This window comes from Enterobacter sp. UPMP2060 (genome assembly GCF_053709655.1).
This window is the reverse complement of record NZ_JBSKJQ010000006.1, coordinates 126,445-146,793: the sequence shown is the minus strand read 5'-3', so window position 1 is coordinate 146,793 and position 20,349 is coordinate 126,445. Positions and strand designations below refer to the sequence as shown.

Below are 20,349 nucleotides of genomic sequence, written 5' to 3'. Positions count from 1 at the left end.
GGCGTGGTGATGATTAACCTGCAGCGGGCTCAGATGTTTGTCGCGGTGGCCGACACCGGCAGTTTCACTGCCGCAGCCGAGGCAATGGGGCTGACAAAAGCCGTGGTCAGCTTCAATATTCGCCAGCTTGAAGATGAGCTGGGCGTTACGCTGCTGCTGCGCTCCACCCGCCGTCTGACGTTAACCGAGGCGGGCGCGCTCTTTCATCAACGCAGCGTGGCGCTTCTGAAGGATGCGGAACGGCTGCAGGATGATGTCCGCGCGAATCATGCGGGGCTCACTGGCGAACTGCGGATCACGACGACGCCCGAGTATGGCTCACAGGTGGTGGTGCCGCTGCTGGCCAGGTTTAGCCAGCAACACCCGGATCTTCGCGTGCGGCACGTTTCGTCCTCCCTGCACGCCGACCTTATCTCGGAGCGCTTTGACGTAGCTATCCGGCTGGGAACGCTTGCCGATTCGCGCAACCACGCCGCGCTGATTTCGCACTTCTCCATTCTCCCCGTCGCGACGCCCGGGTGGCTCGTTAACCATCCGATCGAAACGCTTGCGCACCTTGCCAACGCCGACTGGATTATTCACGAGCGCCTGGCCTCGCCGCTGCGCTGGCAGGTGAAGGATGCCAGCGGTGCGCCTGAAACGCTGGAGATAAAAAAAGCGCCGCGCCTGTTTGCCGACAGCGCGCAGGCTCTTATGGCCTTTGCACTTGCTGGCGGAGGCGTGGCGTTACTGCCGGAATGGCTGGCGCGCGATGCGCTTGATGCGGGAAAACTGGTCCCGGTTTTACCGGGATATACCTTTGCGCAGCAGGGCATCTATGCGGTTTATCCCGATGCCCGGCACGTGACGGCGAAGGTGCGCACGTTTATCGATTTTATGCGCACCAGCGTGAATTAATCGTGCATCATCTTTTTGATGAGCGCAGAGAACTGCTCCCGCTCGGCCTTGTTAAGACGTCCTAAAAACGCCTCATCCACCTCGTTGCCAAGCGGTTTACAGCCTGCAAGCAGGGCTTCACCTTCTGGGGTCAGGAAGACAAACCGGCGGCGCTTGTCGGCCGGATCGTGCTCGCGTTTGACCAGCCCGCGCGCCTCCATGCGGCTGAGCATTTCCGCCAGGGTTGCTTTCGTGCTGACCGCCACTTCGGTCAACGCCACCTGTTCAATACCCGGATGCTCGGCAATAGAGCGCATCACCGCATACTGTGGCTTGGTCAGTTCCGGTAAGGCATGTTGCCACTGCGCGGTATGCTGTTGAAAAAGCTGACGTAACAGGTGGAACGCCTCTTGTCTTAGTTCCATGAACACTCCGACGGAAAAAATCTCCCCCTATGATAGCCGCTATTGCTCTCAATTTTAACGCGGCATCATTTAGCCATTCGTGTGATCGTATGCGAACGATCTTGTCAGGTAAACGATCCTGGAGTAGCTTATCTATAATGTTCGTACACGAACAAAGTATTGAGGTGATGAATGAGATTGATAGTGGGAATGACGGGGGCAACGGGCGCACCGCTGGGCGTGGCGCTGCTGCAGGCGCTGCGGGAAATGCCGGAGGTGGAGACGCATCTGGTCATGTCTAAGTGGGCAAAAACCACCATTGAGCTGGAAACGCCCTACACCGCGCAGGACGTTGCTGCCCTGGCTGACGTTGTCCACAGTCCGGCTGACCAGGCCGCCACCATCTCCTCCGGCTCGTTTCGCACCGACGGCATGATCGTCATTCCCTGCAGCATGAAAACGCTCGCGGGGATCCGCGCGGGCTACGCCGAAGGGCTGGTGGGACGCGCGGCTGACGTGGTGCTGAAAGAGGGGCGCAAGCTGGTGCTGGTTCCGCGTGAAACACCGCTCAGCACCATTCATCTTGAGAACATGCTCGCACTTTCCCGCATGGGCGTGGCGATGGTGCCGCCCATGCCTGCGTATTACAACCACCCACAAACCGCAGATGACATTACCCAGCACATCGTGACCCGCGTACTCGATCAGTTCGGGCTGGAGCATAAAAAGGCGCGCCGCTGGAACGGGTTGCGGGAGGGGAAACATTTTTCACAGGAGAATAAAGATGGCATTTGATGATTTGAGAAGCTTCCTGCAGGCGCTCGATGAGCAAGGGCAGCTGCTGAAAATTGAGGAAGAGGTTAACGCCGAGCCCGATCTGGCGGCGGCAGCCAACGCGACCGGCCGCATTGGCGACGGCGCGCCCGCGCTGTGGTTCGACAACATTCGTGGCTTTACCGATGCCCGCGTGGTGATGAACACCATCGGCTCCTGGCAGAACCACGCCATTTCGATGGGGCTCCCTGCGAACACTCCGGTAAAAAAACAGATCGACGAGTTTATCCGCCGCTGGGATAAATTCCCCGTCACGCCGGAGCGTCGCGCCAACCCGGCCTGGGCGCAGAATACGGTGGACGGTGAAGACATTAACCTGTTCGATATCCTGCCGCTGTTTCGTCTGAACGACGGTGACGGCGGTTTTTATCTCGATAAAGCGTGCGTTGTCTCGCGCGATCCGCTCGACCCGGACAACTTCGGCAAGCAGAACGTCGGGATCTACCGCATGGAAGTGAAGGGTAAGCGCAAGCTCGGCCTGCAGCCTGTTCCGATGCACGATATCGCCCTGCATCTGCACAAGGCGGAAGAGCGCGGTGCAGACCTGCCGATTGCGATTACGCTGGGCAACGACCCGATCATCACCCTGATGGGCGCCACGCCGCTGAAATACGATCAGTCCGAGTATGAAATGGCCGGCGCGCTGCGTGAAAGCCCGTACCCGATTGCCACCGCGCCGCTGACCGGCTTCGATGTGCCGTGGGGTTCTGAAGTGATTCTGGAAGGAGTGATTGAAGGCCGCAAGCGGGAAATCGAGGGGCCGTTTGGCGAGTTTACCGGACACTATTCCGGTGGCCGTAATATGACGGTGGTCCGTATCGACAAAGTCTCTTACCGCACCAGGCCGATTTTCGAATCCCTTTACCTCGGCATGCCGTGGACCGAGATTGACTATCTGATGGGACCAGCCACCTGCGTGCCGCTCTACCAGCAGCTGAAAGCGGAATTCCCGGAAGTGCAGGCGGTGAACGCGATGTACACCCACGGTCTGCTGGCGATTATCTCCACCAAAAAACGCTACGGCGGTTTTGCCCGCGCGGTGGGTTTACGCGCCATGACCACGCCGCACGGTCTGGGCTACGTGAAGATGGTAATTATGGTGGATGAGGATGTCGATCCGTTCAACCTCCCGCAGGTGATGTGGGCGCTGTCGTCGAAAGTGAACCCGGCAGGCGATCTGGTGCAACTGCCGAACATGTCTGTCCTTGAACTCGATCCTGGCTCCAGCCCGGCGGGCATTACCGACAAACTGATTATCGATGCCACCACGCCTGTCGCGCCGGACACCCGGGGCCACTACAGCCAGCCGGTACAAGATCTGCCTGAAACCAAAGCCTGGGCTGAAAAACTGACCGCGATGCTGGCAGCACGTCAATAAGGAGGAAAAGATGATTTGTCCACGTTGTGCCGATGCGCATATTGAAGTGATGGCGACGTCGCCGGTAAAAGGGGTCTGGACCGTTTACCAGTGCCAGCATTGTTTGTATACCTGGCGTAATACTGAACCGCTGCGCCGTACCAGCCGCGAGCATTACCCGGAAGCGTTCCGCATGACGCAGAAGGATATTGACGAGGCGCCGCAGGTGCCGACGATCCCGCTTCTGCTGTAAAAAAAAGCCCGGTGGCGCTGCGCTTACCGGGCCTACGGTTTTGTAGGTCGGGTAAGGCGAAGCCGCCACCCGACAAAACAGACCGCAGAAAACTAAACCAGACTCTTCAACCTGTAAATCCACTCCAGCGCCTGACGCGGCGTCAGTGAATCCGGGTCGAGGTTCTCCAGCGCTTCCACCGCAGGCGACGTCTCTTCCGCAGGCACCAACAGCGACATCTGCGTACCATCAATCTGCGTCGCCGCCGCATTCGGTGACAGGCTTTCCAGTTCACGCAGTTTCTGACGCGCGCGCTTGATCACCTCTTTCGGCACACCTGCCAGCGCCGCGACGGCCAGGCCATAGCTCTTGCTCGCCGCGCCATCCTGCACCGTGTGCATGAAGGCAATGGTATCGCCGTGCTCCAGCGCATCCAGATGAACGTTCGCAACCCCTTCCATTTTCTCCGGCAGCTGCGTAAGTTCGAAATAGTGGGTGGCAAACAGCGTCATGGCCTTGATTTTATTCGCAAGGCTTTCCGCACAGGCCCATGCCAGCGACAGACCATCGTAGGTTGACGTTCCGCGTCCGACCTCGTCCATCAGCACCAGGCTGTGCTCCGTCGCGTTATGCAGAATGTTTGCCGTTTCGGTCATCTCGACCATGAAGGTTGAGCGACCGCTCGCCAGATCGTCCGCTGCCCCGACGCGGGTAAAGATACGGTCGATGGGGCCAATCTCCACGTTTTGCGCCGGGACGTAGCTGCCGATATACGCAAGCAGCGCAATCAGCGCCGTCTGACGCATATAGGTACTCTTACCGCCCATGTTCGGACCGGTAATGATCAACATTCTTCTCTGCGGTGACAGGCTCAGCGGGTTGGCGATGAACGGTTCGTTCAGCACCTGTTCTACCACCGGGTGACGGCCTTCGGTTATGCGAATGCCGGGCTTGTCGGTAAAGGTTGGGCAGGTGTAGTTCAGCGTTTCAGCGCGTTCTGCCAGATTCACCAGCACGTCCAGCTCCGCCAGCGCGCTGGCGCTTTGCTGCAGGTCGCCCAGGTGCGGCATTAGCATGTCGAACAGCTCGTCATACAGCTGTTTTTCCAGGGCCAGCGCCTTGCCTTTCGAGGTGAGGACTTTGTCTTCGTACTCTTTCAGTTCAGGAATGATGTAGCGTTCGGCGTTTTTCAACGTCTGGCGACGCACGTAGTGAATCGGCGCCAGGTGGCTCTGCCCGCGGCTAATCTGAATGTAGTAACCGTGTACCGCGTTATACCCCACTTTCAGTGTGTCGAGCCCAAGACGCTCGCGCTCGCGGATTTCCAGCTTATCGAGGTAGTCCGTCGCACCGTCGGCCAGCGCGCGCCATTCGTCCAGCTCCTCGTTGTAGCCTGGGGCAATCACGCCGCCATCACGCACCAGAACCGGAGGCGCATCGATAATAGCGCGCTCCAGCAGTTCGCGAAGCTCGGTAAATTCGCCCATGGTTTCGCGGAGTTTCTGTACCGGCGCGCTGTCAACGTCACTCAGCTGCGCGCGCAGTTCCGGCAGCTGCTGGAAAGCATGACGCATCCGCGCGAGATCGCGTGGTCGTGCTGTTCGAAGTGCCAGACGCGCAAGGATACGCTCCAGATCGCCCACCTGGCGCAGAACCGGCTGCAGCTCGGTATAGCGATCCTGCAACGCGGCAATCGTCTGCTGACGGCAAACCAGCGTCTCGGTATCGCGGATCGGCATATGCAGCCAGCGTTTCAGCATGCGGCTGCCCATTGGCGTTACCGTACTGTCGAGGACCGACGCGAGCGTATTTTCTACGCCACCCGCCAGGTTCTGCGTGATCTCCAGGTTACGGCGCGTGGCGGCATCCATGATGATGCTGTCCTGCTGGCGCTCCATGGTGATAGAGCGGATATGCGGCAGGGCGGTGCGCTGGGTATCTTTCACGTACTGCAGGAGACAACCGGCCGCACACAGCCCGCGCGGTGCGTTTTCCACGCCAAAGCCAATCAGATCGCGGGTGCCAAACTGCAGATTCAGCTGCTGGCGCGCGGTATCAATTTCGAATTCCCACAGCGGACGACGGCGCAACCCGCGACGACCTTCAATCAGCGCCATTTCGGCGAAATCTTCGGCATAGAGCAATTCTGCCGGGTTGGTGCGCTGCAGTTCGGCGGCCATCGTTTCACGGTCAGCCGGTTCACTCAGACGAAAACGTCCGGAGCTAATATCCAGCGTCGCGTAGCCAAAGCCTTTACCGTCCTGCCACAGCGCTGCCAGCAGGTTATCCTGGCGCTCCTGTAACAGGGCTTCATCACTGATGGTGCCAGGCGTAACGATGCGCACGACTTTGCGTTCCACCGGGCCTTTTGAGGTCGCCGGATCGCCGATCTGTTCGCAGATGGCAACGGACTCGCCCTGATTCACCAGCTTCGCCAGGTAGTTTTCTACCGCGTGGTGCGGGATACCTGCCATAGGAATGGGCTCGCCTGCCGATGCGCCACGTTTGGTCAGCGAGATGTCGAGCAGCTGCGATGCACGCTTAGCATCGTCATAAAACAGCTCGTAAAAATCGCCCATACGGTAAAACAGCAGGATTTCCGGATGCTGTGCTTTCAGCTTCAGATACTGCTGCATCATCGGCGTATGTGCGTCGAAATTGTCGATTGTGCTCATGGAGTTATGATGTCCATTTCTTTGAAAATAAACCGTTTTGATGGGCTCAATGGCCGTTTGTTCCTTCTATTGTCGCATGAAAAAAAGGTCCGGCGCAGAAAAATGTCGTGGCTTTACGAGGCATCTTCCGCCATTAATTCGATGACAATTTTTCCATGCTCCACGCCCACCCTGACTCGGGAATGGGTCGTAAACCCCGCCTTTTCAAGCCAGTCACCTTTTAAGCTCAGCGCCGCATGTACGCTGTAGCGCTTCGGTATTTTGGTATTGCGGTCTTCATGGCGCTTTCTAAAATATCCCACTTTCAAATGGCGATAGGGTTTGCCGATCGTGAGCTCTTGCATAGGGTCTCCAGACAACATGGACAAAGGTCATTTCTGATGCCTGTATAAAATACCAGTGATTGTTCGCCGGTGCAGGGCTAAAACTGGAATCAGCCTTCAGGAAACGAAATGCAACCGCTGAAATCCAGTGTTGAAAGGTGTATTATCGATGCACTTTATTATTCGGTAATCCGCTATGTCCGGTAAACGCATCTCACGAGAAAAAGAGACCATCGCGAAAATGATCGCGTTGTATGAAAAGCAGTGTCCACAGGCCTCTCAGGAGGAAGGGTATTATCAGGCGCTCAATGCGTATGCCGATAAGCGCCTGGATAAATGCGTTTTCGGTGAGGAAAAGCCGGCCTGCAAGCAGTGCCCCGTACACTGTTACCAGCCTGCCAGACGTGAAGAGATGAAGCAGGTTATGCGCTGGGCAGGCCCGCGTATGTTATGGCGTCATCCTATTCTTACCGTTCGCCATCTGATGGATGACCGCCGTCCCGTGCCGGAACTGCCGGAGAAGTACGGTCCGAAAAAGTGATCGGTTCAGCGTCTCAGTGGACGGCAAATCACCTTCAGAGCCAGCGCGCTGCAGAGCGGGAAGAGGGCCAGCAGCAGCCAGGGGTACATCGCCTGCGTTGAGGGCACCAGCGCGCGGTCCAGCAGGCTGCCAAACACCAGGTTTCCCGCCAGTACCGCTATGCCTCCGGCGGTGGCGAGTGCGCCGTAGTGCGCGCCAAGCGTGGATTCCTCCGCAAACCGAGGGATCAGATCTTTAGCCGATGGCACCAGCAGCATTTGCCCCAGCGTTAACAGCGTCACAAAACAGACTGAAGGCCGCAAGCGCAGCCAGCCTTCCGGCGGCGTTATCGGGGCGAACGTCGCCACGCTCGCAAAGGCGGCTGACAGCAGCAAAAATCCCACCGGCAGAATTCTCACCGCGCCCACGCGACGGGCGAAGCGGGCCAGCGGCAGCTGTAAGGTGATGATCAGAACGGAGGCCAGCATAAAAAGCGGGCCGAGATCTTTCTCGTTACCGCCAGAACGCTGGATTTCCACCGGCAGCGCCAGATAAAGCTGGTTATAGCTTAACAGCCACGAGCTGTAGGCAATGATAAAGGCGACAAAGCGCGGCTGGTGGAACGTTGTCCACCAGGGCTGTATTTTCAGCGTCTGTGAACGGTGGCCAGCAGCAGGCAGGCAAAAGTAGAGCACCACTAGCGCAATGATAAAGACGCCTGCCCCCGCCAGCGCCACCTGACGAAAGCCGAGGCCGGTGAGCAGGGCGCCAGCAACCGGGCCCAGTACCGCGCCGAGCTCTCCGCAGACGGCAAAGAGCGCAAACCACTCCGCGCGGCCGCGTTTGCCTTTTGCCTCGCTGTGAGTGCCTGCTTTTGCCAGCAGTGCCTCAATCGAGGGGGAGAATAATGCGCCGCCAACGCCCGTCAGACACGCGCCCAGAATAATCGGCCACAGGGATTCCCCGAAGGCCAGCAGCAGATAGCCTGAAACACGAACAATACAGCCGCTCAGGATAATCACTTTCGCGCCAAACCGATCCGATAGCGCACCGCCAACGATAAACATCCCCTGTTGCGAGAAGGTACGCAGGCCCAGGATCAGCCCGATCAGTCCGCCGGAGAGCAGCATGTCGTCGCGCAGGAATATCGCTAGGAAGGGAACGACGGCGTAAAAGCCAATGTTGAAAACAAACTGGCTACCCAGTAAGACGGGCGGCCAGAGCGCGGCGGCAGGGCGAAGGGGCATCGTCGTTCACTCGCCCCTAAACGATAAAGTGGATGTGCTTTTTGCCATGGAACGGCGAGATCTCAATTTTGGTTTTGACCCGGAAGACATCCCACAACAAAGACTCGGATAAGATATCCTGCGGTGTCCCCGTCGCCACAATTTGTCCTTTCTGCATCACAATCAGCGAGTCGCAGAACATCGAGGCGTGGTTGAGATCGTGGATAGCGACAATGCTGGTGACCGGTAATTCGCTGATCAGCTGCATCAGCTGCATCTGATGATGAATGTCCAGGTGGTTGGTCGGTTCGTCCAGCAGGATTTCCGTTGGGGTCTGAGCCAGGGCGCGGGCAATATGCACCCGCTGGCGCTCTCCGCCGGAGAGGCTCAGCCAGCCCTGGCCGCTTTTATCCAGCATATCCACGCGCTGCAGGGCGGCAGTGACGGTTTCGTCATCGTGGTTGCTCCAGTTGGAAAAAGCGGAGTGGTGCGGAATACGCCCGAGTTTCACCACGTCCCGCACGCGCATGTTGGCGTCCGTCATGCCGTGCTGCTCGACGAAGGCGACCCGGCGCGCCAGCTGCTTTTTGGCGATGCGGGAGATGTCCTGCCCGTCCAGGGTAACGCAGCCAGCATTCGGGCGACGAAGCCCGGCGAGGATCCGTAAAAGAGACGATTTACCGCAGCCGTTAGGACCAAGCAGCCCTACCGTTTCGCCCCGTGACACCTTCAGCGAGACGTTGTTAACGATGACCTTTTTGCCGACCTTCCAGGTAATATTTTCAGCGCAGATACTCATCACTTATTCCTTGAACGATAGATAATCACGGCAAAGAAAGGCACGCCAACCAGCGCGGTGACCACGCCGACGGGCAGGCTTTGCGGCGCAATCAGCATGCGCGAGGCAATGTCTGCCAGCACCATCAGGATCGCCCCTGCCAGCGCGCTGGCAATCAGCAGCGTGCGGTGCAGCGGCCCGAACAGGAAACGCATCACGTGCGGGACCACCAGCCCGACAAAGCCGATTGAGCCCGCCATGCTGACAATCGTCGCGGTAATCAGCGCGGTAGTGGTAAAGAGCGTCAGGCGCACCCACGGGACGGCAATACCTAAAGAGGCGGCAGCGTCATCACCGAACGTGAAGGCATCCAGCGCCCGGGAATAGTAGAGGCAAACGGCTAATCCAGTCACCACCACCACCAGCGCCAGCTGGAATTCCGGCCAGCGAACGCCGCTGAAGCTGCCCAGCAGCCAGAACATCACGTCGCGCGCCTGCTGGGCGCTGGCGGAGGTGCTGATGGTATAGGCAGTAATGGCGTTGAACAGCTGTGAGGCGGCAACGCCAGCCAGAATGGTACGTTCATTTCCCCCGCGCGCGCCGTTCGTCAGAAACGCGACAAACGCAAAGGCGGCGAACGCCCCGGCAAAGGCCCCGGCAGACAACGACACCGCACCGGTGCCAATCCCCAAAACGACGACCGACACCGCTCCGGTTGAGGCACCTGCCGACACGCCGAGCACGTAAGGTTCCGCCAGCGCGTTCTTCAGCAGGCTCTGCAATACGGCACCGCAGATGGCCAGCCCCGCGCCGCAGCAGGCCGCCACCAGCGCGCGGCTCAGGCGAAAGTCCCAGATCACGCTCTCATAGATGCGGGTGAGCGGAACCTCGGTGAGCCCCATTTTATTGCTGATGGCGTAAAACACCTTATCCAGCGGGATGGACAGCTCGCCGACGCTGACGCTCAGCGCGATCGTCAGAAATAACAGTACCAGGGCGAGCAAACCCGAGGTCGTCAGAACCAGGCTCTGCCGGGCCTGAAGAACGGCGGTTGTCATCAGTTCAGCCCCAGCTTTCTGAGCTGTTCGCCGACCTGCTCAGCCCCGTAAATCGTGCGGATCGTCGGGTTCATCGCCTGGCCGTCCATCACCACGATATGGCCTTTTTTCACCGCGTCCAGCTGGCTGACCGCCGGATCGCTCTTCAGGAATTTGATTTTTTCTTCCGCGTTATCCAGCGCCCAGCGGTTGCGGTCCAGGCTGGACACCACGATGACATCCGGATTTGCGGCAATAATGCTTTCCCAACCCACGGTTGGCCATTCGGCCTCGGACGTGATGGCGTTATGGCCGCCCATCAGGCTGGCGATAAACCCGGAGGGGCTATTTTTACCGCCGACGTAGGCGTCTGCAGAAGGGGATGAACTGGAGAACCAGAAGACAAACGAAAGGTCTTTTTTACTCTTGCCGAATTCCTTACGCAGGTCGGCCTCGCGTTTTTTGAAATCGGCAATAACGGCCTGACCGCGGTCTTCAACGTTAAAGATTTTGGCGAAATCCTCAATCTCTTTATAGAGATACGTCATATCCCACAGCTTCTGGCGGCTGCCGTACATATCGCCTGTGGCTTTTTTGGTCGCGCACATGCCCGGCGACACGTAGCTGTTCACGCCCAGGGTCATCAGGTCTTCGCGTTTTGCGACCTTACTTTCAGGCCCCAGCAGCAGCGGGGACTGCGCGGGGACAAAGTCAGGATTTTGCGCAAGAACGGATTCAAGGGTCGGGATTTCGACCGTCAGGGTTTTGATTTTTGCGTTCTGTTCCGCCAGCTGCGGCAGCACTTTGGTCGGCCAGAAGGCGCTGGCCTTCACCTTATCTTCCAGGCCCAGCAGGAGCAAAATTTCGACGGTGTTCTGGCCCAGGGCCACGACGCGTTCCGGCGCTTTGGTGAACGTCTCTTTGTAGCCACAGTTTTCAATCGTCAGGGGATAGGTGGTTGCCAGAGCAGAACCGACCGACGCAATCGCCAGGCCTAACGCGCAGATGACCTTTTTCATGAAACGCTACCCTTCATTAAAATTATTATTGATGCAAATGAAACTCATTATTAAGGCGGAATTTTATACAGAGGAAACGATTTTGTGTCAATGAGGGACAATTGCGCAGGGGAACAAAAGGCGGTGTCAGAAAAACACCGCCGGAATAAGGTCTTAAATGAGGCTCTCTTTATCAATCCCGAGACGCTTCATGCGTGACAGAAGGGTGGTGCGTTTTAACCCCAGTCGCTGAGCGGCACCTTTTGGCCCGGCGACCACGCCGTTGGTCTCTTTCAGCACGCGCATAATGAGCTGATATTCATCTTCTCCCTCTTTCGCTGTCTCGGCGGCGGGCGCGGTCACGTCAGGAAGCGTAACCTCAGGCAGGGAGAGTTGCAGCACGTTACCGCGCGTCAGCAGCACCGCGCGTTCGATGACGTTTTCCAGCTCGCGCACGTTGCCGGGCCATTCCATCGATGAAAGAGTGCGCAACGTCTCGGCAGGAATACTGTCGATGTTGCGCCCCATCCGGCGCGCGATCTTCGCGGTAAAGGCTTTGACCAGCAGGGGGATATCTTCCGGGCGCTCGCGCAGCGGCGGCAGGAAGAGCGGGAAGACGTTCAGACGATAGTAAAGATCGCTGCGAAACTCGCGGTCGGCGACCATTTTTTTCAGGTCACGGTTGGTGGCGGCAATCAGCCGCACGTCGGTCTGGATAAGCTTGTTGCTGCCCAGGCGCTCAAACTCCTGCTCCTGCAGGACGCGCAGCAGTTTCGGCTGTAGCTCCAGCGGCATATCGCCCACTTCGTCGAGGAACAGCGAGCTTTTGTCCGCCAGCTCAAAACGGCCCAGCCGCTGGCTGCTGGCCCCGGTGAATGCTCCGCGCTCGTGGCCGAACAGATCGCTTTCCAGCAGTCCCGCAGGCATCGCGGCGCAGTTCATCTTCACCATCCGTCGGCTGTTGCGGTTGCTCAGGTTGTGAATGGCGCGGGCTATCAGCTCTTTGCCCGTGCCGGTTTCGCCCAGAATCAGCACCGTGCTATCGCTTTGCGCCACCATCTCAACCTGCTTAAGCACGCTGTACATGGCGTCGCTGCGCCCGATGATTTCACCAAACTCGCTGTCCACGTTGTTGAGCTGTTCGGTCAGGGCCAGGTTCTCATCCACCAGCCGCTCTTTCAGGCGATGAATTTCCTGATAGGCGAGGGCGTTATCCAGCGCGATGGAAATACGCTCGGCAATCTGGCGCAGCAGCTTCAGGTTGGCGGTGGTAAACACGCCCTCCTCGCACTGCGCCAGCTTTAGCACGCCCAGCATGGTGTTGCCGGACATCAGCGGCAGCAGACAAAGGGTCTGAATTTTATTGCCCCAGGTGTTAAACAGCATCCGCTCGTACGGCGCGACCGGGTCCTGCTCGTTCAGGTTGAGCAGGAGGATCTCTTTGCTCTTGAAGACCCGCTCGGAAAGGGTGCCCGCTTCGTCCACCTCGCTCTGCTCGTGCGCCGGGTTGGCTTCATCGAGATAGTGCGTGGAGTAGATGTTCAGCTTGCCCTTGCGATGGCCGCGCAGCGCAATGCTGATGGCGTCGATTTTGAAATAGTGGTGGATCTCTTTCGAGACTTCGCTGACCAGCTCGTCCATGTCCAGGCGGGAGAGCACGGCGTTGGTGATGGCGACCAGAATGCGGAAGTTGTCGCGCTCGCGGCTCAGCAGGTCGTAATCGACGTTATTGGTGACGCGGCTTTGGATCTGCTCCGCGACGACGGCCACGATCTGGGTGAAGGTGTGCAGGCGCTCGTATTCCGCCTCGCTCCAGGGCTGGTCGGTCGTGCGGATAAACTCGCAGCCGCCAAAAATCTGTCCCTCAGCCGCCAGCGGCAGCATGCAGTAATGCCCGAAAGGCTGATAGAGGTCGCTTTCCGCCAGCTTCGGCCACGCCTGGCGGAACTCCGCAAAGTTGCAGTGCAGCACTTCAGGCCGGGAGAGTATGCGGCGCACCGGGCCGTGCGCAAGATACGTTTCGTCTTCGTATTCAAACGTTTTGCCATTATCACGCGTCGAGTAGTAGCTCGCGCGCTGCGTTCCGCTATGCCAGAGCACAATCGCGGCGCTGTCCGCCAGCGCCGATTGCCTGACCAACCGCGTCAGGGCATCGCTCAGCGCACCGAGATCGGGCTGCTGTAAAAGTGTGCGCGTGATGTCAAACAGGCCCTGCTGTCCAAGATCGCTCATCGGTGTATACGGCATATTGCTTTCCAATAGAAACTGGCAAAAAAGAGACATTCAGTGCTGACCGCTTTTGGCGCGGTTCTAGCAAATACGGGGTAAGGGTTCCGCGTGCGGCAGATCCAGCGTGCGCTTCACGCCATACAGCCCGGCCAGGCGCACCCCTTTGCGCTCAACCACTTCACCAATCATCGCCGCCTCTTTTCCTGTCGGATGAGCCCGCAGCTGTTCAAGAACGGCTTCCGCTGACGCGCGTTCAACGCCAATCACCAGTTTGCCTTCGTTGGCGAAGTTGAGCGGGTCAAGGCCCAGCAGTTCGCAAAGGCCGCGAACGGCAGGCTTAACGGGCAGGCTGCGCTCGGTGAGTTCAATCCCGTACCCGCAGCTTGCTGCAAATTCGTGGACCACGGCGTTCACGCCGCCTCGCGTCGCGTCCCGCAGGGCTTTCACGCCGGGAATACCCCGCAGCGTCTGGATCAGCGGGGTGAGTACCGCGCAGTCGCTGCGCAGTTCGCCATCCAGCCCCAGACCTTCGCGCAGGTTAAGGATGGTCGCCCCGTGGCAGCCCAGCGTCCCGGTCACGATCAGCACGTCGCCCACGCTAAGATGCTGTGCCGCCCAGTGAATATCGGCGGGGATCGCCCCCATGCCGGCGGTGTTGATAAACAGCTTGTCGGCCGCGCCGCGCTGCACCACTTTGGTATCGCCGGTGACGATAGCTATCCCCGCCTCGCGCGCGGTCTGCGCCATGCTGTTGACCACTGCCGTGAGCGTCTCCATCGGTAACCCCTCTTCGAGGATGAATCCGCAGGAGAGGTAGCGCGGAATGGCGCCGCTGACCGCCACGTCGTTGGCCGTGCCGCAGACGGCGAGCTTGCCGATATCGCCGCCGGGGAAGAACAGCGGGTCAATCACGTAACTGTCGGTGGAGAAGGCCAGCCTGTCGCCCTGCGCGGTGAGGGTGGCGAGGTCAATGCGCGCCTGGTCTTCCTGTTCGGCGAGCCAGGGGTTGTTGAAGGCTTCCATAAACAGCCGGTTAATCAGCTGCTGCATCGCCTGTCCGCCGCTGCCGTGCGCCATTTCAACCGTATTCATGCTTCACTCTCCTGGTTGCGATACTGATACCACGCGGCACACGCCCCTTCGGAGGAGACCATCAGCGCGCCAAACGCCGTTTGCGGGTTACAGGTATTGCCAAATAACGGGCATTGATGCGGTTTGCATTTACCGGTGAGCACGTCGCCACAGCGGGCCCGGGGATCGTCGCAAACCTGCTGCGGCTGCGGGCGGAAATGCGCTTCGGCGTCGAACGCGCGATAGGCTGGCGTCAGGCGCACGCCGGATTCGGCAATCAGCCCCAGACCACGCCATTCGCTGTCGCCCTCAACGCTGAACACATCGGCTATCGCCTGCTGCGCCCGCTCATTTCCCGCATCCGGTACCACGCGGCGGTACTGGTTTTCCACGGTACTCAGGGCCGCTATTTTCTGCTCAACCAGCATGGTGACACCTTGCAGTAGATCAAGTGGTTCGAAACCAGCGACCACTAACGGACGATTGTACTGTTCAGCGATAAAACCGTAGGCGTCTGTGCCAATTACCATGCTGACATGCCCCGGTGCCAGAAAGGCGTCAATGCCGTTTCCCGGCTCTTCCAGCAGGCTGCGCAGCGTGGGAATGAGCGTAATGTGCTGGCAGAAGAAGAAAAAATTCCCGACGCCGCGCGCTTTCGCCTGCTGCAGCGTGATGGCGGTGGCGGGCATGGTGGTTTCAAACCCCAGACCAAAAAACACCACCTTGCGCGCGGGGTTGTCCTCCGCCAGCGTCAGGGCATCCATCGGCGAATAGACGTTCCGGATGTCGGCCCCGCGCGCTTTCGCCTGCAGCAGCGAGCCGTTTTTCCCCGGCACGCGCATCGCGTCGCCAAAGGTGCAGAAAATGACGTCGGGCTGGCTGGCAATTTCGATGCAGCTGTCGATGCGCCCCATCGGCAGCACGCACACCGGGCAGCCGGGGCCGTGGATAAACTCGATGTTCTCCGGCAGCAGCTGGTCGAGGCCAAATTTGAAGATGGCGTGCGTATGTCCGCCGCACACCTCCATGATCCGCAGCGGTCTCTCTTTCGTGTAGTTCAGCAGCGCCGCGCGCGTTTTCAGGTGCCCGATAAGCTGCAGCACCTGCTCGGGCGCGCGGTATTCATCAACGTAACGCATGGCTAACGCTCCTCGCCGTACAGCAGCGCGCCCACGTCCGGCTCCACGTCGAACATGTTTTGCAGGGCATCCAGCGTGTCGCGGGCTTCCGCTTCGTTAATCACGCTCATGGCAAACCCCACGTGGACGAGCACCCACTGGCCGAGACGCGATGCGCCCGTTTCATCGCTGCTGCCCACCAGCGTCAGGTCCACGTCGCGCAGGATGCCGCAGACCTCCACTTTGGCCTGGTTCCCGTCAATGGAATGGATTTGTCCCGGTACGCCTATGCACATCGTTCACTCTCCAGCCAGTTCAGCCAGGCGTCCATGCCGTCGCCGCGCGTGGCGGAGACCAGCAGGATCTCAATCTCGGGATTCACTTCCCGGGCGCAGGACAGGCACTTATCCACGTCGAAGTTCAGGTACGGCAGCAGGTCGACTTTGTTCAGCAGCATGATGGAGGCGGCGGCAAACATATGCGGGTACTTCAGCGGCTTGTCTTCGCCTTCGGTCACCGAAAGCACCGCCACCTTGTGGCGTTCGCCCAGATCGAAGCTTGCCGGGCAGACCAGGTTGCCGACGTTTTCAATAAACAGAATGCCGTTATCCGCCAGCGGCAGACGCGGGGCGGCGTCGGCAATCATCTGCGCATCCAGGTGGCAGCCTTTGCCGGTATTGACCTGAATCGCCGGGGTGCCGGTTTCGCGAATGCGCGCCGCGTCGTTAACGGTTTGCTGGTCGCCTTCGATCACCGCGCAGGAGACGCGCCCGTTCAGGCGTTTGAGCGTTTCCGTTAACAGCGTGGTTTTGCCGGAGCCGGGGCTGGAGACCAGGTTCAGCACCAGCTGTTTGCGGGTGGCAAAGCGCGCGCGGTTGCGGGCGGCGATCTGGTTATTTTTGTCCAGCACGTTGATTTCCACCTCCAGCATCTGGCGCTGGCTGATGCCCGGCGCGTGGGTACCCGCTTCGCCGTGGCCGTAGTGCAGATCGCCCGCAGCGGAGCGTTGCGGGGAGAAGGTGATACCGGTTAAAGCCGCAGCTGGCCGCGGGGCTGGCGAAAAGGGCGCGGAGCGAAACGCGGAATGGGGACGGTGTTCATCCCCTTCTATATACAGGTTGCCTTCGGCGCAACCGCAGGTGCTACACATACTTTACTCCTTCTCGATTTCGAGGCGTTGGATCTGCATGCCGTCGTCCGCCACGATGCGAAGACCGGTGCTCTGACACTGCGGACAGCGCTGAACCTTTGATGACAGCAGGGTGACGTACTGCTGGCACTGCTCGCACCAGCACTCCGCCTGCTGCTCTTCGATATGGAGCTCGCAGCCTTCCGCCAGCGTGCCGCGACACACCAGCTCAAAACAGAAATGCAGGGCGCTGGTCTCGACGCAGGAAAACGCCCCGACCTTCAGCCAGACGCCGGTGACGCGCTTCGCGTGGTTTTGCACTGCCTGCTGTTCGATAAGTTCCAGAGCCCGCTGGCAGAGGGTGATTTCGTGCATGACGCCTCCTCAATGAATTGCGCCATTGAATGCAATAACGGTGCCAGCTTGATTTTTGTTAAGGCGTGACGATGTCAACGCTGTCGAAATGACACGTCGACACCGCGGCGTTGACAGCGGTTTTGTAATTAAATCTATTTAAAATCAGCAAGATAAAAACTGGCATGGAATCTGCTTAACAGCCGCTATCTCCATTAACCGGATACCTTCTATGACTATTTGGGAAATCAGCGAAAAAGCGGATTACATCGCGCAGCGTCATCAGCAGCTGCAGGACCAGTGGCACCTCTACTGCAACTCTCTGGTTCAGGGCATCACCCTCTCGAAAGCGCGTCTTCACCACGCGATGAGCTGCGCGGCGCAGGGCGATATGCGCTTTGTCCTGTTCGGCCATTTCACCATTAACGTTACCCTGGCGGATAACTTCAACAGCCACACCATTGAGTACCACCTCGAGACAAAAGACGGCGAAAAACAGTGTATTGCGAAGGCGCAGCTGATGGCCGATGGCATGGTGGACGGCCACGTCAGCAACCGCGATCGCCAGCAGGTGCTGGAGCACTATCTGGAAAAAATCGCGCCGGTCTATAACGGCCTGTACGCCGCCGTTGAACACGATCTTCCGGTCAACCTGAAGCAGCTGATGGATGGAAATACCTCAGCGAACGTGGCCTGACTCCTGCGTGTCGAGAAGTGTCGACAAGACAGTTTTTCGTCAAAAATGACTATCACCAGAGGATAACCCGGTGAACCGTTTTGTAATTGCTGACTCGACGGTCTGTATTGGCTGTCGAACCTGTGAGGCGGCGTGCTCGGAAACGCATCGCCTGCATGGGCTGCAGTCCATGCCGCGCCTGCACGTCATGCGTAATGAAAAAGAGTCTGCCCCGCAGCTCTGCCATCACTGTGAAGACGCCCCCTGCGCGGGCGTCTGCCCTGTGAATGCCATCACCCGCGTTGATGGCGCTGTCCAGCTGAACGAAAGCCTGTGCGTAAGCTGCAAGCTGTGCGGCATTGCCTGCCCGTTCGGCGCGATTGAATTTTCCGGCAGCCGTCCGCTGCATATTCCGGCGAACGCCAACTCGCCAAAAGCCCCGCCCGCGCCACCGGCTCCGGCACGCGTAAGTACGCTGCTGGACTGGGTGCCCGGCATCCGTGCCGTTGCGGTGAAATGCGACCTGTGCAGCTTCGATGAGCAGGGCCCGGCCTGCGTGCGAACCTGCCCGACTAAGGCGTTGATTCTGGTTAACATTCGCGACATCGCCCGTACCAGCAAGCGTAAACGCGAGCTGACCATCAACAGTGATTTTGGCGACCTTTCTCTGCTACAGGCGCTTAACGAGGGGGCGAAATGAACGCGGCGATGATGATTACCAGCGCGGTAGCCTGTTTTGCTGCCGCCGCTGTTCTGGCGCTGATCTTCTCATTCCATAAAACTCTGAGCGGCGCGATCGCCGGGATCGGCGGGGCGGTTGCTAGCCTGATGACGCTGGCGGCAGGCGGCGTTGTCCTGCTCGGCGGCCAGTCCGCAGAGGCCGTGATGCCGCTGATTCGCCACACGGTTGAGATCACGCCGCTGAACGCCATCTGGCTGGTGACGTTTGGCCTGTGCGGGCTGTTTATCAGCCTGTTCAATATCGACTGGCACCGCCATCCGCACGCCAGGGCTAACGGCCTGCTGGTTAACCTGCTGATGGCGGCGGCGGTCTGCACCGTTATTGCCAGCAACCTCGGCGCGCTGGTGGTGATGGCGGAAATCATGGCGCTGTGCGGCGTGTTCCTGACCGGCTGCAGCACCTCCGGCAAGCTGTGGTTTGCGCTGGGACGCCTCGGGACGCTGCTGCTGGCGCTGGCCTGCTGGCTGGTGTGGCACCGCTTCGGCACGCTGGACTTCGCTGCGCTCAACGGCCATCCGCTGGGGAACGACGTCTGGCTGCTGGGCGTGCTCGGCTTTGGCCTGCTCGCCGGCATCATCCCGCTGCACGGCTGGGTGCCGCAGGCGCATGCGAATGCCTCCGCGCCCGCTGCCGCGCTGTTTTCTGCGGTGGTGATGAAAGTGGGTCTGTTCGGGATTCTGGCGATTACGCTGACCGGCGGACAACCGCCGCTGTGGTGGGGCGTCGTGCTGCTGGTCGCCGGAATGATTACCGCGTTCGTCGGCGGCCTGTACGCGCTGATGGAGCACAACATCCAGCGCCTGCTGGCGTACCACACTCTGGAAAATATCGGCATTATCCTTCTCGGTATTGGCGCGGGCGTGACCGGGCTGGCGCTTAATCATCCGGCGCTGATTGCCGCCGGGTTTATCGGCGGTCTTTATCACCTCGTCAACCACAGCCTGTTTAAAAGCACTCTGTTCCTCGGCGCGGGCAGCGTCTGGTTCCGCACCGGTCATCGGGATATCGAAAAGCTGGGCGGGATTGGCAAAAAGATGCCGGTGATTTCGCTGGCCATGCTGGTGGGTCTGATGGCAATGGCCGCGCTGCCGCCGCTGAACGGCTTTGCCGGGGAGTGGGTGATCTATCAGTCCTTCTTCGCGCTTGGTCAGAGCGATCTCTTTATCGCGCGCCTGCTCGGCCCGCTGTTGGCTGTCGGGCTGGCGATTACCGGGGCGCTGGCGGTGATGTGCATGGCGAAAGTCTACGGCGTGACCTTCCTCGGCGCGCCGCGCACCCGCGAAGCGGAAAACGCCTGCTGCGCACCGTTGTTAATGGGCGCGAGCGTGGTCGCGCTGGCGCTGTGCTGCATCGCGGGCGGCGTCGCCGCGCCGTGGCTGCTGCCGCTGCTGGGCAACGCCATTCCGCTGCCGCTGACCGTGGCGAATACCACCGTCTCTCAGCCCATGATCGCGCTGCTGCTGATTGGCGCACCGCTGCTGCCGCTCGTCCTGATGCTGTTCTTCAAACGCGACCGGCTCGCCTCCCGCTCGCGCGGTTCGGCGTGGGCCTGCGGCTACGAACACGAACAGTCGATGGTCATCACCGCCCACGGTTTTGCCATGCCGGTGAAGGAGAACTTCGCCGCCGTGCTGAAGCTGCGCCACTGGCTGAACCCGGTAGGCTGGGTACCCGGCTGGCAGAGCGCCGCCGCACCCGCGCTGTTCCGCCGTCTGGCGGTCATCGAGCTGGCGGTGCTGGTGGTCATTGTGATTTCACGAGGAGCCTGAC

At 59.5% G+C, this 20,349-nt stretch carries 21 protein-coding genes; 8 read left to right on the top strand and 13 right to left on the bottom strand.

The features are described from left to right. Nucleotides 1-9: 9 nt before the first annotated feature. The gene (locus ACWKXN_RS14335; protein WP_048976046.1) at nt 10-897 is read left to right on the top strand and encodes a LysR family transcriptional regulator; all 888 of its coding nucleotides are present in this window, start codon (nt 10-12) and stop codon (nt 895-897) included. Here ACWKXN_RS14335 and ACWKXN_RS14330 read toward each other — a convergent pair. After that, complete coding sequence (locus ACWKXN_RS14330) at nt 894-1,301, bottom strand: MarR family winged helix-turn-helix transcriptional regulator (protein WP_033146401.1); 408 nt, start codon at nt 1,299-1,301, stop codon at nt 894-896. The genes ACWKXN_RS14335 and ACWKXN_RS14330 overlap by 4 nt on opposite strands. 171 nt (nt 1,302-1,472) lie before the next feature. Between ACWKXN_RS14330 and ACWKXN_RS14325 the strand changes: the two genes are divergently transcribed. Genes ACWKXN_RS14325 through ACWKXN_RS14315 form a run of 3 tightly spaced genes read left to right on the top strand, consistent with a single transcriptional unit; the run spans nt 1,473 to nt 3,724 of the window. After that, a complete protein-coding gene (locus tag ACWKXN_RS14325) occupies nt 1,473-2,075 on the top strand; it encodes a non-oxidative hydroxyarylic acid decarboxylases subunit B (RefSeq protein WP_047746445.1) in 603 nt (200 codons plus the stop codon). Beyond that, on the top strand, nt 2,065-3,492 hold the full coding sequence (locus ACWKXN_RS14320; protein ID WP_454543946.1) for a non-oxidative hydroxyarylic acid decarboxylases subunit C: 1,428 nt from the start codon (nt 2,065-2,067) through the stop codon (nt 3,490-3,492). The genes ACWKXN_RS14325 and ACWKXN_RS14320 overlap by 11 nt, the downstream gene beginning before the upstream one ends. 10 nt (nt 3,493-3,502) lie before the next feature. Beyond that, on the top strand, nt 3,503-3,724 hold the full coding sequence (locus ACWKXN_RS14315; protein ID WP_454543945.1) for a non-oxidative hydroxyarylic acid decarboxylases subunit D: 222 nt from the start codon (nt 3,503-3,505) through the stop codon (nt 3,722-3,724). Between the two features lie 92 nt (nt 3,725-3,816). Here the strand turns inward: ACWKXN_RS14315 and mutS are convergent, their stop codons facing one another. Together mutS and ACWKXN_RS14305 are read right to left on the bottom strand one after the other, a co-directional pair. Further along, entirely contained in the window at nt 3,817-6,378 is a 2,562-nt protein-coding gene (gene mutS, locus ACWKXN_RS14310; RefSeq protein WP_033146397.1) for a DNA mismatch repair protein MutS, read from the bottom strand. Between the two features lie 113 nt (nt 6,379-6,491). Then, nucleotides 6,492-6,722 (bottom strand): SymE family type I addiction module toxin, encoded by a 231-nt coding sequence (locus tag ACWKXN_RS14305; RefSeq protein WP_023333217.1) that lies wholly within the window; start codon nt 6,720-6,722, stop codon nt 6,492-6,494. A gap of 175 nt (nt 6,723-6,897) precedes the next feature. Between ACWKXN_RS14305 and ACWKXN_RS14300 the strand changes: the two genes are divergently transcribed. Further along, complete coding sequence (locus ACWKXN_RS14300) at nt 6,898-7,242, top strand: nitrous oxide-stimulated promoter family protein (protein WP_033146396.1); 345 nt, start codon at nt 6,898-6,900, stop codon at nt 7,240-7,242. Nucleotides 7,243-7,247: 5 nt separating this feature from the next. Here ACWKXN_RS14300 and ACWKXN_RS14295 read toward each other — a convergent pair whose 3' ends face one another. The 10 genes from ACWKXN_RS14295 to hypA form a co-directional block, all read right to left on the bottom strand. Next, the gene (locus ACWKXN_RS14295) at nt 7,248-8,468 is read right to left on the bottom strand and encodes an MDR family MFS transporter (protein ID WP_454543944.1); all 1,221 of its coding nucleotides are present in this window, start codon (nt 8,466-8,468) and stop codon (nt 7,248-7,250) included. Between the two features lie 16 nt (nt 8,469-8,484). Beyond that, a complete protein-coding gene (locus tag ACWKXN_RS14290) occupies nt 8,485-9,246 on the bottom strand; it encodes a siderophore ABC transporter ATP-binding protein EitC (RefSeq protein ID WP_182931135.1) in 762 nt (253 codons plus the stop codon). Beyond that, a complete protein-coding gene (locus ACWKXN_RS14285) occupies nt 9,246-10,283 on the bottom strand; it encodes a FecCD family ABC transporter permease (RefSeq protein WP_262770562.1) in 1,038 nt (345 codons plus the stop codon). The genes ACWKXN_RS14290 and ACWKXN_RS14285 overlap by 1 nt, the downstream gene beginning before the upstream one ends. After that, nucleotides 10,283-11,281 (bottom strand): ABC transporter substrate-binding protein, encoded by a 999-nt coding sequence (locus ACWKXN_RS14280; RefSeq protein ID WP_454543943.1) that lies wholly within the window; start codon nt 11,279-11,281, stop codon nt 10,283-10,285. The genes ACWKXN_RS14285 and ACWKXN_RS14280 overlap by 1 nt, the downstream gene beginning before the upstream one ends. A 153-nt stretch (nt 11,282-11,434) precedes the next feature. Beyond that, complete coding sequence (gene flhA, locus ACWKXN_RS14275; RefSeq protein ID WP_454543942.1) at nt 11,435-13,507, bottom strand: formate hydrogenlyase transcriptional activator FlhA; 2,073 nt, start codon at nt 13,505-13,507, stop codon at nt 11,435-11,437. Nucleotides 13,508-13,570: 63 nt separating this feature from the next. Beyond that, a complete protein-coding gene (gene hypE / locus ACWKXN_RS14270; RefSeq protein ID WP_454543941.1) occupies nt 13,571-14,581 on the bottom strand; it encodes a hydrogenase expression/formation protein HypE in 1,011 nt (336 codons plus the stop codon). Further along, the gene (gene hypD, locus ACWKXN_RS14265) at nt 14,578-15,699 is read right to left on the bottom strand and encodes a hydrogenase formation protein HypD (protein WP_454543940.1); all 1,122 of its coding nucleotides are present in this window, start codon (nt 15,697-15,699) and stop codon (nt 14,578-14,580) included. The genes hypE and hypD overlap by 4 nt, the downstream gene beginning before the upstream one ends. 2 nt (nt 15,700-15,701) lie before the next feature. Beyond that, entirely contained in the window at nt 15,702-15,974 is a 273-nt protein-coding gene (locus tag ACWKXN_RS14260) for a HypC/HybG/HupF family hydrogenase formation chaperone (protein ID WP_023308975.1), read from the bottom strand. Further along, nucleotides 15,965-16,828 (bottom strand): hydrogenase nickel incorporation protein HypB, encoded by an 864-nt coding sequence (hypB, locus tag ACWKXN_RS14255; protein ID WP_167818889.1) that lies wholly within the window; start codon nt 16,826-16,828, stop codon nt 15,965-15,967. The genes ACWKXN_RS14260 and hypB overlap by 10 nt, the downstream gene beginning before the upstream one ends. 3 nt (nt 16,829-16,831) lie before the next feature. Then, nucleotides 16,832-17,182 carry a hydrogenase maturation nickel metallochaperone HypA gene (gene hypA / locus ACWKXN_RS14250; RefSeq protein ID WP_048979273.1) on the bottom strand — a complete coding sequence of 117 codons (351 nt, stop codon included), beginning with the start codon at nt 17,180-17,182 and terminating at the stop codon, nt 16,832-16,834. A gap of 211 nt (nt 17,183-17,393) precedes the next feature. Here hypA and hycA point away from each other — a divergent pair, with 211 nt between their 5' ends. From hycA to hycC, 3 genes are all read left to right on the top strand, one after another. Beyond that, on the top strand, nt 17,394-17,858 hold the full coding sequence (hycA, locus tag ACWKXN_RS14245) for a formate hydrogenlyase regulator HycA (protein ID WP_033146386.1): 465 nt from the start codon (nt 17,394-17,396) through the stop codon (nt 17,856-17,858). Nucleotides 17,859-17,928: 70 nt separating this feature from the next. After that, nucleotides 17,929-18,537 carry a 4Fe-4S dicluster domain-containing protein gene (locus tag ACWKXN_RS14240; RefSeq protein ID WP_023308971.1) on the top strand — a complete coding sequence of 203 codons (609 nt, stop codon included), beginning with the start codon at nt 17,929-17,931 and terminating at the stop codon, nt 18,535-18,537. Next, entirely contained in the window at nt 18,534-20,348 is a 1,815-nt protein-coding gene (gene hycC / locus ACWKXN_RS14235) for a formate hydrogenlyase subunit 3 (protein ID WP_454543939.1), read from the top strand. The genes ACWKXN_RS14240 and hycC overlap by 4 nt, the downstream gene beginning before the upstream one ends. The last annotated feature ends 1 nt before the right edge of the window (nt 20,349 follow it).

Excerpts from the sequence above, each read along its gene's own strand:
- hypE (WP_454543941.1), bottom strand. The coding sequence starts at position 14,581 with ATGAATACGGTTGAAATGGCGCACGGCAGCGGCGGACAGGCGATGCAG.
- mutS (WP_033146397.1), bottom strand. The coding sequence starts at position 6,378 with ATGAGCACAATCGACAATTTCGACGCACATACGCCGATGATGCAGCAG.
- ACWKXN_RS14285 (WP_262770562.1), bottom strand. The coding sequence starts at position 10,283 with ATGACAACCGCCGTTCTTCAGGCCCGGCAGAGCCTGGTTCTGACGACC.
- ACWKXN_RS14300 (WP_033146396.1), top strand. The coding sequence starts at position 6,898 with ATGTCCGGTAAACGCATCTCACGAGAAAAAGAGACCATCGCGAAAATG.
- hypB (WP_167818889.1), bottom strand. The coding sequence starts at position 16,828 with ATGTGTAGCACCTGCGGTTGCGCCGAAGGCAACCTGTATATAGAAGGG.
- ACWKXN_RS14290 (WP_182931135.1), bottom strand. The coding sequence starts at position 9,246 with ATGAGTATCTGCGCTGAAAATATTACCTGGAAGGTCGGCAAAAAGGTC.
- ACWKXN_RS14330 (WP_033146401.1), bottom strand. The coding sequence starts at position 1,301 with ATGGAACTAAGACAAGAGGCGTTCCACCTGTTACGTCAGCTTTTTCAA.
- ACWKXN_RS14315 (WP_454543945.1), top strand. The coding sequence starts at position 3,503 with ATGATTTGTCCACGTTGTGCCGATGCGCATATTGAAGTGATGGCGACG.
- hycA (WP_033146386.1), top strand. The coding sequence starts at position 17,394 with ATGACTATTTGGGAAATCAGCGAAAAAGCGGATTACATCGCGCAGCGT.
- ACWKXN_RS14320 (WP_454543946.1), top strand. The coding sequence starts at position 2,065 with ATGGCATTTGATGATTTGAGAAGCTTCCTGCAGGCGCTCGATGAGCAA.
- hypD (WP_454543940.1), bottom strand. The coding sequence starts at position 15,699 with ATGCGTTACGTTGATGAATACCGCGCGCCCGAGCAGGTGCTGCAGCTT.
- flhA (WP_454543942.1), bottom strand. The coding sequence starts at position 13,507 with ATGCCGTATACACCGATGAGCGATCTTGGACAGCAGGGCCTGTTTGAC.
- ACWKXN_RS14280 (WP_454543943.1), bottom strand. The coding sequence starts at position 11,281 with ATGAAAAAGGTCATCTGCGCGTTAGGCCTGGCGATTGCGTCGGTCGGT.
- ACWKXN_RS14260 (WP_023308975.1), bottom strand. The coding sequence starts at position 15,974 with ATGTGCATAGGCGTACCGGGACAAATCCATTCCATTGACGGGAACCAG.
- ACWKXN_RS14305 (WP_023333217.1), bottom strand. The coding sequence starts at position 6,722 with ATGCAAGAGCTCACGATCGGCAAACCCTATCGCCATTTGAAAGTGGGA.
- hycC (WP_454543939.1), top strand. The coding sequence starts at position 18,534 with ATGAACGCGGCGATGATGATTACCAGCGCGGTAGCCTGTTTTGCTGCC.
- ACWKXN_RS14295 (WP_454543944.1), bottom strand. The coding sequence starts at position 8,468 with ATGCCCCTTCGCCCTGCCGCCGCGCTCTGGCCGCCCGTCTTACTGGGT.
- hypA (WP_048979273.1), bottom strand. The coding sequence starts at position 17,182 with ATGCACGAAATCACCCTCTGCCAGCGGGCTCTGGAACTTATCGAACAG.
- ACWKXN_RS14325 (WP_047746445.1), top strand. The coding sequence starts at position 1,473 with ATGAGATTGATAGTGGGAATGACGGGGGCAACGGGCGCACCGCTGGGC.
- ACWKXN_RS14335 (WP_048976046.1), top strand. The coding sequence starts at position 10 with ATGATTAACCTGCAGCGGGCTCAGATGTTTGTCGCGGTGGCCGACACC.